The sequence below is a fragment of the Sphingobium phenoxybenzoativorans genome (genome assembly GCF_001757355.1).
GTDB classification, from domain to species: Bacteria; Pseudomonadota; Alphaproteobacteria; order Sphingomonadales; family Sphingomonadaceae; genus Sphingobium; species Sphingobium phenoxybenzoativorans.
Map to the genome: position 1 here is coordinate 1 of NZ_MINO01000097.1, position 10843 is coordinate 10843.

The 10843-nt window shown below is 61.4% G+C and carries 9 protein-coding genes; 5 read left to right on the plus strand and 4 right to left on the minus strand.

Annotation, left to right across the window (positions count from 1 at the left end):
* On the minus strand, positions 1 to 395 hold a 395-nt coding region (locus tag BHQ40_RS22440; RefSeq protein WP_171905930.1), incomplete at its 3' end, for a site-specific integrase.
* A gap of 260 nt (positions 396 to 655) precedes the next feature.
* Between BHQ40_RS22440 and BHQ40_RS22445 the strand changes: the two genes are divergently transcribed.
* Positions 656 to 1483 carry a hypothetical protein gene (locus BHQ40_RS22445; RefSeq protein WP_083277111.1) on the plus strand — a complete coding sequence of 276 codons (828 nt, stop codon included), beginning with the start codon at positions 656 to 658 and terminating at the stop codon, positions 1481 to 1483.
* Here BHQ40_RS22445 and BHQ40_RS22450 read toward each other — a convergent pair.
* Both BHQ40_RS22450 and BHQ40_RS22455 read right to left on the minus strand, forming a co-directional pair.
* Complete coding sequence (locus tag BHQ40_RS22450; RefSeq protein ID WP_070158007.1) at positions 1477 to 2517, minus strand: ParB/RepB/Spo0J family partition protein; 1041 nt, start codon at positions 2515 to 2517, stop codon at positions 1477 to 1479. The genes BHQ40_RS22445 and BHQ40_RS22450 overlap by 7 nt on opposite strands.
* Positions 2518 to 2563: 46 nt before the next feature.
* On the minus strand, positions 2564 to 3766 hold the full coding sequence (locus BHQ40_RS22455; RefSeq protein WP_070158008.1) for an AAA family ATPase: 1203 nt from the start codon (positions 3764 to 3766) through the stop codon (positions 2564 to 2566).
* 383 nt (positions 3767 to 4149) lie between these two features.
* Between BHQ40_RS22455 and BHQ40_RS22460 the strand changes: the two genes are divergently transcribed.
* Positions 4150 to 5232 (plus strand): winged helix-turn-helix domain-containing protein, encoded by a 1083-nt coding sequence (locus BHQ40_RS22460; RefSeq protein ID WP_290438450.1) that lies wholly within the window; start codon positions 4150 to 4152, stop codon positions 5230 to 5232.
* Between the two features lie 51 nt (positions 5233 to 5283).
* Here BHQ40_RS22460 and BHQ40_RS22465 read toward each other — a convergent pair whose 3' ends face one another.
* On the minus strand, positions 5284 to 6498 hold the full coding sequence (locus tag BHQ40_RS22465) for a replication initiation protein (protein WP_171905931.1): 1215 nt from the start codon (positions 6496 to 6498) through the stop codon (positions 5284 to 5286).
* A 721-nt stretch (positions 6499 to 7219) separates the two neighbouring features.
* Here BHQ40_RS22465 and BHQ40_RS22470 point away from each other — a divergent pair.
* From BHQ40_RS22470 to BHQ40_RS22480, 3 genes are all read left to right on the plus strand, one after another.
* Positions 7220 to 7540 (plus strand): single-stranded DNA-binding protein, encoded by a 321-nt coding sequence (locus tag BHQ40_RS22470; protein WP_070158011.1) that lies wholly within the window; start codon positions 7220 to 7222, stop codon positions 7538 to 7540.
* Between the two features lie 62 nt (positions 7541 to 7602).
* On the plus strand, positions 7603 to 8502 hold the full coding sequence (locus BHQ40_RS22475; RefSeq protein WP_070158012.1) for a DUF7146 domain-containing protein: 900 nt from the start codon (positions 7603 to 7605) through the stop codon (positions 8500 to 8502).
* Between the two features lie 67 nt (positions 8503 to 8569).
* Positions 8570 to 10843, plus strand: a 2274-nt coding sequence (locus BHQ40_RS22480) for a strawberry notch-like NTP hydrolase domain-containing protein (protein WP_253183445.1), incomplete at its 3' end; no start/stop codon positions are given.

Genomic DNA, 10843 nt, shown 5'->3' on the forward strand with positions numbered 1-10843 from the left:
AGCGCGGCCGGCGTCGGGTCCTTGAGGTCGAGGAGCTGATGGATCTTGGCGATCGACGCCTTGTAACGAGAAAGCGACGCGGGCCGGCTCCCGCTCCCCGCCCGCGCGTCGAGATAGTCGGCCACGGTCTCGGCCGTCGCCGGCAACGCGATCCGGTTGGTGTGTTGGCACCAAGCGTCGAACGCCTCAATGTCCGACTTCAGCGCGCGGATGCTGTGGGGCGATGACGCGCGCTGATAGGCCGAGATCAAGGCCTCATTGATGACGACCCTCTCGCCGGCGCGCATGTGCACGATCGCCCAGCAAAGGTCGCTTGGGGCCATGACGGCCGGCAGGCCCGCCTCAGAGGACGCTACAGCGGATTCTGGCCCTTCCCGGACGATTTCGGTGCTCACGACGCGCCACGCTCCTTAGCAGCGCTTGTAGGCCACATTATAGAACGGGTCAATTCCGCTTATGTGATAACTGCAATTATCGCATGTCGATTTGAAATCAGTATCAGGTGTCTCAACTAACATATGACTTTGGTTGAGATCGCCGGTAACGATGTCGGATGCCAAGGTCGCCCTCCCCTGCCCCGTTGCTGCTCATCGGGCGGCTCGATGGCCGTCTCTTTCGCAGTTCAGCACGCGACATTTGGCTTGGGAGAGCGCGAATGTCAGCGACTTCGACAGTTGCTGCGCTGGCAGGATTGCCGGTCGATACGAGCGACTTGCTTGCCTGGATTACAGGCCGGAGCCCTCCTCCTCGCCACTGTGAAGGCCTGAATGACCCCATGTCGATCGCAGCACTCGCGCACTTCGTGCTGCTCGCACAGGAAGCCGACAGCGACGCCGTGGCGAGGGCATCCCTCAATGCGCTGCGTCTGCTGCTCGACGATCGAGAGGAGGTGCAGGTCTGGGGCCGCGACGACCTCGTGCTCTTTGGATCGGCGTTCCGGGCGGCGAAGTCGAGGTTGGCTGAGCCATATGCAGCCCCTACCCTTCTGGCTGTCGCCGAACGCCTCTTGGAGGTCCACGCAGAACTCGAGATCGCACCGGTCGGAGGTCGCTCCCTAGCGACGCTGGACGGGCGCCAGCTCACCGTCGAGCCCCGGACCTTTGGCACGATCTGGCTGTTGGCCTGCCACCTTCCGACGGCGCTCCTCGCCGCAGGATTTACCTCCCAGATCATTCCCTCTTTCGTGTGCCTTCCAAAATTCCTCGGGGTCACTGCGCGCGATCTTGCCGGTGACCTCGAACAGCGGCTTGGAGACGCCGCGATGGCTGGCCTGAAAGAACTTGATGCCGTTGAAAGGCTCGATGCCAAACTTCCCAAGGAGCTCGGCGTCACCCGGCGCAGTAAGCTCCCTGCCCTCATGCGACTAGAGGCAGCCTATCCGGGCATCCGCATCCCAGCGATCGCCCGGCTTCTTAATATCTCGCCACAAGGGGCGGCGAAGCTTGCCAGCCAAGCGCGAGAGATGCGCGGCCACCCTTATTGAGGCCAGTGATTATCAAGAAGGTCGCGTAATGCGGCCTCGGCTTCCGCACGACTACCGCCGCCTTTGTGAAAGAGCGTCAGTGTCACGCCACGCCTGTCCTTGCCATCGACACGAAGCAGAGCCGTCCCGCCAGGGCTATGCACGACCACGGCATCCGATCCTGTCCTCTTGGGGGCTTTTGCCGGCTTGGGCTCTTTCTTGCGCGGCGCAGCCGAGCCAACAACCGCGATCAGGGCGCGGATCGTCTCGGGAGCATTGGCGGGCAACCCCTCGCTGCCTGCTGAGCGCTCTTCGAACAGGCGACGCGCCTCGGCCAACACTCGCGCGCGATCATCGTCGGACTTCAGCACAGGCTTCAAACTGCCGATGTGCGAGATCTTCAGCTCGAACGGATCAGGAAAAGCCGCGACCACCGCGTCAGGCAATCTGGCGAGATCAAGGTATCGGCTTACCCATGCCTCAGACTGGTTCAGCCGCCTAGCCATCTCTTTCTGGCTGCCGCCGTAATAGAGATCGAGCGCTTTGAGATAGTCCCGCGCTCGCTCCAGGTCGCTGAGATCCTCGCGTGCCCGGTTCTCCAGGTCGGAAATGCGAAATGCCTGCTCATCCGTCAAGTCGCGCACTTCCACGAGGTAGCGCACTTCGGGGTGATTGTTTGCCCTCAGCCACGACACCGACCAATGGCGGCGAGCTCCGCAGATGATCTCGAAATCATAGTCCGGCTCATGAATGCGCCGAACGATCGCGGGCACCTCCTGCTTGCCCTGCGCGAGGATACTTTCGATCAGATCGTCACACCGCTCACGGCTCAGTGCGCCATAGTCCCGATTGTGCCGTTCCCAAATCCGGCAACGCGCCGGATCGACGAGTTCCTGCGGATTGTTCACCACCGCGCCAGAAGCCAGTTCGGCCAAGCGGTTGTTGCGGCCACCAAGGACCCCTACTCCCAAACGCGGGCCACGCTCCAGCCCCTCAGCGCTCGGCTCCACAGAGGACGCAAGATCGCCTAGAAAACTCTTGTTCTTCGAACTCATTTTGCCCCCCTATTTGCCAAAATTGCAGGGCTGCAATTCTTGTAAATCACGCATGCCCATCCTTGCGCAAACGGCTCAGATGGCTGGGCCAGGTCTTACGAATATCAAGCTCGATTTCGGCATTCACGCCATCGAGATAGGTCAGGCAGCGGTCACGCACGGTCTTGCTCGTCATCGGGCCGTCCAGTTCGTAAACGGTCATCAGACGGCCCGTAGCGTTATCGATCTCGGCAGAATCCTTGAGCGGCGAGCGCACCATGGCGGTTCCGTAGACCTGCCGCATGAGGTCGAGCAGGCCCTTCTGCATCGATTTGCCCTCATCCACCTTCGACGCCACGAAGCGCAGGAAGGACAGCTGCGGCGCGAGATCGTGCGTAGAGAGTTCCTGAATGGTCTCGTCGAGCATCGCAAGAAACGCTGCCGTCGAGGAGAAGTCCATCACGGTCGGCGGAACCGGCACCACCAGAGCGTTGGCTGCTCTTAGAACCGATAGGGAGATCGCTCCCAAGGCTGGCGGCGGGTCGAGGATCACCACGTCGTAGAGATCCTGCACCGAGGCAATGCCCTGTGCCATGCGATCAAGCAGAGCCCCCTGCCCCCGTGCCATGCGCGCCGCGAGTTCATATTCCGACTGGAAGAGACGCAGGTTGGCCGGGATCAGGTCGAGACCATCGAAATGGGTCTTGCGGATCGCATAATCGAGCGACTTGCGTTCGCCCTCTCGCAGATACGGATAGAGCGTGTCGTTCTCGTTCAAATCGAGGTCGGGCACATAGCCGAAAAGCGTCGTGGCAGATGCCTGGCTGTCGCAATCAATCAGGAGGACACGGTAGCCGCGGATCGCCAGATACTGCGCCAGATGGACCGACACGGTCGACTTGCCGACACCACCTTTGAAGTTTTGTACCGCAATGACGGAGCAGGGGTCACTTGGATCGCGCCATGGCCGCGTTCCGAAGGCGCCACGCATATCGTTCAATTGAGCAAGCGTGTATCCCATCCGCCGACCGCTCTCTGTCCGCGGCGGCGGCACAAGACGGCCATCGCTCTCAGCCTCGCGAATCGCTCCGGTCGTCCGCCCCACCAGATCGGCGGCCTTTCCGATCTGAAACGTCGGTTCTCGCCGCTCGTCGGCGCGCGCGCTTCGGGCCGAGTTGCGCAGCTTTTCAAGGACAGAGGAAGACCGAGCAGCGAGCGACGCAACATCGAGTGTTTCCCCCATCCGCACTTCATCAATTGCGGACGCCATAGCTGCTCCTGTTAAAGTCTGGAGCATCCATGTTCGATTTTCACTTTTTGGTCAATATCCACCCGAAATTTGACAGTTGGACCATGGAGACCGTCATATTGCCAGCCCCTACTCCTATCCTGTCCTCGTGGGGGCTAATCGGACGCCTTAATGGCAGGAATTGCAACCCTGCAATTTGTGCCAGACGCGCAATCTGCCCGCAACCTGACTCGATGGGGGCACAGGATCGCCGGTAGCGCGACGTTCATCCTTGCGGGTCGCAAGCGACCGCGTTGATATGTGTCGTTATGACAGAGAGCCTCACCCCCGGGCTTGCCCGACGCATCGCCCTTGCCGCGCAAGGTTTTGGTGAGGCCCTGCCTTCTGTTGTCAGGGCTCACCATTTGCGGCGTACTATCGCCCGGCTTGGGCTCCACCAAATCGACAGTGTCAACGTGTTGACGCGAGCTCACTACCTTCCGGCCTATTCGCGCCTTGGTGCTTTTGATCCGAGGTTGCTGGAGGCCGACGCCTGGGGGCCTCTCCGATCGCGCCGGCTCTTCGAATATTGGGCGCACGAAGCGTCTTTGATCCCCCTCCCCCTCCAGCCGTTGCTGCGATGGCGACAGGCAATGGCAAACGCCGGCGAGACTGGATGGAAGGGTCTGCGCATATTCGCGCGCGATCGGCGGGCGGACGCGCTCTCGATCCTGGAGCGCATCCGCAACGAGGGGCCACTCGCTGCATCCGACATCGAAAGTGGGAAGCGACGCGCAGGCTGGTGGGAGTGGGGCGACAGCAAGATGGCGCTGGAGTGGCTTTTCTGGTCCGGCCACATCACCACTGCAACACGACGTGCGAGTTTCGAGCGGGTGTATGATCTCACCGAGCGCGTGTTGCCCCAGACGATCCTCGCTCTCCCCACTCCGGAACCTGCGGCAGCCAGACGCCAACTCATAGAGCACAGTGCCCGCGCCCTTGGGGTAGCAACGGCAAAGGATCTCCGTGACTATTTCCGGCTTTCGCCAGCAGAGGCTCAGCCAGCTATTGCGCAACTTCAGGAAGAGGGCGTCCTTCAGCCCGTGAAGATTGATGGGTGGAACCAGTCAACATGGTTGCACCGGGAGGCCAGGCGCCCACGACGAATACGCCATGCCGCCCTCCTAGCGCCGTTCGATCCATTGATCTGGGAACGCGACCGCGCCGAGCGCCTCTTTGGCATACGCTATCGGATCGAGATATACGTCCCTGCGCCGCTGCGCACCTATGGATGTTATGTTCTACCGTTCCTGCTTGATGAGCAGATCGTCGCACGGGTCGATCTGAAGGCGGACCGGAAAGCGAAGGCGCTACTCGTTCAACAAAAGACGTTCGAGAGCGATGCGCCTGCTCACGCCAGCGAGGAGCTGGATAAGGCCCTCCGATCAATGGCGCGGTGGCTGGGTTTGGACCATGTGATATTCGGCGAAGCGGTGAGGGGCGTGTAACCGCCTGTTCGACGCTATGTGGCACAAATTGCAGGGCTGCAATTTGTGCTGTTATGGCCGTCCTCGCCGATTGAAAAAGGCTTCGCACCAGCCCTTCCAGGACTTTTCAAGTTTCGTACCGGACAGGGTGTTCAAGCGAGCGCCCATATGGTCGCGATAGGCCTCGGCGATCATGTCGACGTCCCAGCCACCACCATAGCGAACTCCAATCTCACGAGCTGCCTCCTCGGTAGCCCCGAAATGCAGCCGGCCCCGAGGGAACCTTGCCCACAATTCTGTCCCGCCCGACGACGCCGCGTCCGAGCTTACCAGCGCAGCAGTTACCTTCTTCAGAACATTTGCCACGTCCGCGCCGTCGACGGTCGGGCTGTGGGGAAGGGGACTATCGCTTGCCACAACCTTCTCGACGGTATCTTCGCGCCTGGCTTTCCGTCCCTTAGAATGACGCTCGAGTTCGTCGACTGTTGCAATCTGCGCCGGCGCATCTTTCGAGACGAACCGGAACTCGATCTCGATCACGGCACGGCCTCGCCGGATCTCTTGCCATTCGACGGTGAAGTGGGCGAGCTGGTCGATCTCTGCCTTGGCGACCGTCAAAACCTTACGGCGTAGCTGAGCAAAGTCGGCATATTTGTCGGGGTCGATCCCCAGCGCCGCGCGCAAACCCACCATATCGACTTTCCACACAGGTTGCCGTCGGTGGAGGCGAAGGGCGCCCTCTTCGTACAACTTTAGGGCATAGGCCGACCTGAACCCTAGCACTGCCTGGCGGTTCATCACCGCATAGGTTTCGGACTCCTGGATAAGCCGGCGAGCGTCAGGCGTGAACTGCCACTCGATCCAGCCCGTTTCCTTATCGTTGTCCTCGACCTCTTCCCAAGAGGCCTGAATGAGGTTGAAACGCTTCGTGGCGCGCTTTCCGCGCCATGATTTGTCATCCTCTGCGAAGAGCGTTCTGTGCAGCTCTTCAAGCATATCGACAATACGTTCGTTACCTTTGTGACCGCGACGGATGTCCGACTTTCGCATACGGTGCGTCGTGTCTTGCCAGGCATCTCCGCCCGCAGTCAGGATCATGAGGGCGAGGAGGCGGGACGCGGTCAGACTGAGCGATTGCCCTTTGACGAACCGGACCTCGACGAGGCGTCCGGGTTTGGCGAACTGGTCACCGCCTTTGCGAGCGAGCGCTGCAGCCACGCGCATCGAACGGGCGGCCGAAGTCTCTTCGCCGCCTTCATCGTCTACGCTTTCCGCTGGCACTCCCATGCGATTCACCTCACACTGCCGCGGAAACTGCCTGTCCTGACCTCATTCGTCAAGTCAGGTCAGGTTATACCCGTCTGTAGGCCCCCAAGAGGTCAGGATAGTTTTGCCGTACGAATCCGACATTCCGCCTGTGATTCTGCCGAGTCGCGATTGTCCGCCTGATCGTGTGGCACAGGAGCCAAAAAGCGCTTCGAAACGCCTGATAAGGACATGATCCTGACCGCCCCCCAAGAAGACAGGTTGATCCCCAAGACGTCAGGATAGAGCCCCCGCCAGGACAGGTTACATCCCCCGCGAAGTCAGGCAAAATCCCCCACGAGGTCAGGTAAGACCCTGATTCAGGCCTTAGTTTCAAACACATAGCGGCCCTGAATCATAGAATCATTAGAATCTTAGAATCACCCCGACGCTGCGCGCCGGGCGTTTTTATAGATGGAGTTATCAGAGGAAGTGATTCGGTAGTGTCCGATCGCAAGCCGCAGCAGCTATCGCACACCCGGATTCGGTTCATAGGTCGCGACCAGTGCGTCCCCCAAGGTCAACCAGCAGCCTTAGAGAGGGGACTGGCTGTTGCGTCTCCTGCCTATCCCTCCAACTGGGGGGATAGGAGCCCGGGTCTTGCTACCGTACCGTGCGGCCCACGGCAGCTCAGCAGTCATATGGCGTGCGAAATCCGATCGTTTGCTCATTCATGCTTGCTCAGCGCCAAGCTGGAGGCACCATGATCAACTTCGCAAAGTTCGAGATTATAGGGCGGATCGGGGAAATCGACGCCAAACTTAAGGTCACCAACGTCTCGGTCTGCGCGAATTACCGCCGCCGTGGTGAGGGCGATGAGTGGATCGAGGATAGCTACTGGAACCGCGTCGTGATCTTCAGCGAGGGGCAGAGGAAATATATCGAAGAGCGTGTGCATGTCGGCGATCTTGTCCGGGTAGCGGGTCGACTGCGCGACAGTTCCTACGAGCGTGATGGAACGACCCATTACACGACCGACCGGATCGTCGAGGAATTCGGTGTCCTCGCACCCAAGGCAGCGTAGCGCCGCGAAGAGGGGAGGGGGCAGGCCGGGTTTGCGCTTCCGGTTCGATAAGGAGTTTCCCTATGCCAGCCTCATTAGATGCGGCGACCCGCGCAAAGCAGATCGTCGAACATCTTGGCGGCCGATGGACAGGGTCGCACGGCGAATGCCGCTGCCCCGCCCATGACGATCGCTCACCAAGTCTCTCCGTTCGCTTGGGAACGAAGGCCATCCTGTTCAAATGCTTTGCCGGCTGCACCCCAATCGACATCCTGATGGCCCTCGATCGGCAAGGTCTCCATGACCGCGCGCCCGTCCACGTCGAACCGCGGCCGCCTGCTCGCGATCTGAGCGGTCTCGCCAAGACCTTATGGCACCGCAGCGTTGCGATCGATGGTACGCTTGCCGAAACCTATCTCAGCGCCCGAGGCGTGTTCACCCCGACACCGGAGTTGCGGTTCAATCCCACTACGATCATCGGGAAGGGTAAGGATCGCCGAAGTCTGCCGGCGATGATTGCCGCCGTGAAAAACGAACTCGGATTGGTCGCGGTCCATCGCACGTTCCTGGATCCTTCCGACATCTTGCATCGCCCGTTTCGCAAGCCGAAGCTTGCGCTGGGGCTGCTGGGGTCGGGCAGTGTGCAATTCGGCGCACCGCAGGACACCCTTGGTTTGGCCGAAGGGATCGAAGATGCCTTATCAGCGCGCGACTGGTTCGACCTGCCAGTCTGGGCAGTGCTCGGCGCCGAGCGCTACGCACATGTCGGCATACCCTCGAGCGTCAGACGGGTGATCGTATTCGGGCAGCGCAATGAGGCGGCGCGGACATGCTTTGAGCGCGCCTACGACCATCTATCTGCCAGCGGCCGCCAGGTCGAACATTGTCTCCCAAAGGATCATGACGACTGGAATGACGCCCTGCGCGACAGGCTTGCCCGCAACTTGGTCCCCAGGTCCGAGCTGCTGACCCAGCCAATGTAGAGAGGAGAGGGGGCCTTCGGCGGGGTGGCCCGGTGCTGATCATCGGGCGACACCAAGGAGCCCCATCATGTCCGCTACCGCCTCCGCCATTGCTGAACTCGACTTCTCCGATCCCGCCATCACCGCCGCGCGCGAAATCGCGGCTAAAATCGCGACCAATATTTCCATTGATCGTCCCACGCTGATCGGCGTCATGGCCCGGGCCTATGGCTCGACACCCGCGAGCGGGGACTGGTCGATCCGTGACGCCTATGATGTGCTCGAACTGGGGCAGGTGCTCTTCCTTTCTGGGAGCACATTGCCGGACGCGGCACCGGCTCAGCTTGCGCTTGTCGCCGCCATGGTCGCGCGCCTGCCGGTTCATAGCGTACGCAGCGAGAAGCAGATTGATCTCCAGCAATTCTCGACACCGGCATCGATCGCCCTGATCGCGACCCGGCTAGCCGGCATCGGCGAGCGCGACATCGTGCTCGAACCCTCGGCAGGAACCGGCCTGCTCGCCATCTTCGCCCGTCGTGCACAGGCTCGTCTGATCCTCAACGAGATTGATCCGTGGCGCCGGGCCATGCTCGCGGCCGCTTATCCCGATGCACGCATCTTCGGCCATGACGGTGAGGTCATTGACGACCTCCTCCCCGTCGATCTGGTGCCGGATGTCATTCTCATCAATCCGCCCTTCTCGCGCAGTGAGGGTCGCGGCCGTGATCGGGTTGCCGGCCTTCGCCACCTGCGTTCTGCCCTCACGCGCCTGCGTGAGGGTGGTCGCTGTGTCGCAATCCTTCCCACCCGCGTTGATCCGCAATCGAGTGAATGGAAGATCGCGACGGCCGGTTCTACGCTCGTCCGCCAGATCGAATTGCCAGCATCTGCCTATGCGCGGCACGGTACGACACAAGCTGTCCAGCTTCTCCTCCTGCACAAAGGCGTTGAAGGCGTCCCGGCCAATGCGATCGCCTGCGCCACCTTGGACGAAGCCCTCGACGCCTGTTCCTTTAACCCTGTGCCGAATGGAGCAACGCCGTCCACGCGCCCGGGCCGGGTGGTTTCGCGGCCGTCAGCTCTGCTCGCCGGCGCGCGCCGTGGCGGGATCAAGCCCTTGGTGCCGAGGCGCATCGACGTAGCTGCCCCGGCGGAACCCATCGCATTCGAGGTGCTCGACGCTCCCGCGCCGGTTGGTGAACCCTCCGGGCTCTACCTTCCCTATCGACCGAGCCGGATCGCCCTGGCAGCAGCGCGGCCCCACCCGACAGCACTCGTGGAATCGATCGCCATGGGTTCGATTGCAGCCCCTAAGACACGCTATGCACCGATCCTGCCGCCCAGATTGCTCGCCGAGAACATTCTTTCGGATGCGCAGGTCGAGACCGTCATCTACGCGGGCGCTGCGTTCGAGCGAGATCTTCCGGGCCGATTCCTGACCAAGGACGAAGGTCTCACATTGACGCCCGACGAAGCGGGCAGCGGGGTTCGCACCGGCTTCTTTCTGGGCGATGGCACCGGGGCGGGCAAAGGCCGCCAGGTCGCAGCGATCTTGCTCGACCAGTGGCTGCGCGGCCGCCGCAAGCATGTCTGGATCTCCAAGACCGAAACGCTGCTCGAAGATGCCCGTCGTGATTGGGTTGCGGTCGGCGGTCTGGCGCTCGACCTCCAGCATCTCAACCAGTGGAACCTTGGAACGGCAATCGGGGCCAGTGAGGGCGTGCTCTTCCTCACATATGCTACCTTACGGTCGAGCCGGGGCGACAAGGGCACGCGCCTCAAGCAGATCACCGACTGGCTAGGTGACGATTATGAGGGGATGATCGTCTTCGACGAAGCTCATGAGATGGCCGGGGTCGCGGGCGGGGAAGGGCGGTTCGGCACCTCCAAGGGGTCCGAGCAGGGCATCGCGGGCGTCCGGTTGCAAAATCTCCTCCCCCGCGCCCGGGTTCTCTACGTGTCCGCAACGGGGGCCTCGGACGTCAACAATCTGGCCTATGCTACTCGGCTTGGCCTGTGGGGTCCGGGGACGGCCTTCTCCGACCGCCGCGATTTCGTCGAAAGCCTGCGCCGGGGCGGCATCGCCGCAATGGAGTTGATTGCACGCGATCTGAAGGCACAGGGTCTCTATGCGGCGCGGGCGCTCAGTTTCGCTGGCGTCGAATATGACATTCTCGAACATCAGCTAACCCCTGACCAGATCGCTATCTACGATGCATATGCGGACGCCTGGGGTATCATTCACCGCAACCTGCAGGCCGCGCTCGACGCGACCCGTATCACCGACAGCTTCAGCAAATCGACCTATAATGGCGGCGCCAAGGCTGCGGCGATCTCGATCTTCGAATCGACCAAGCAGCGC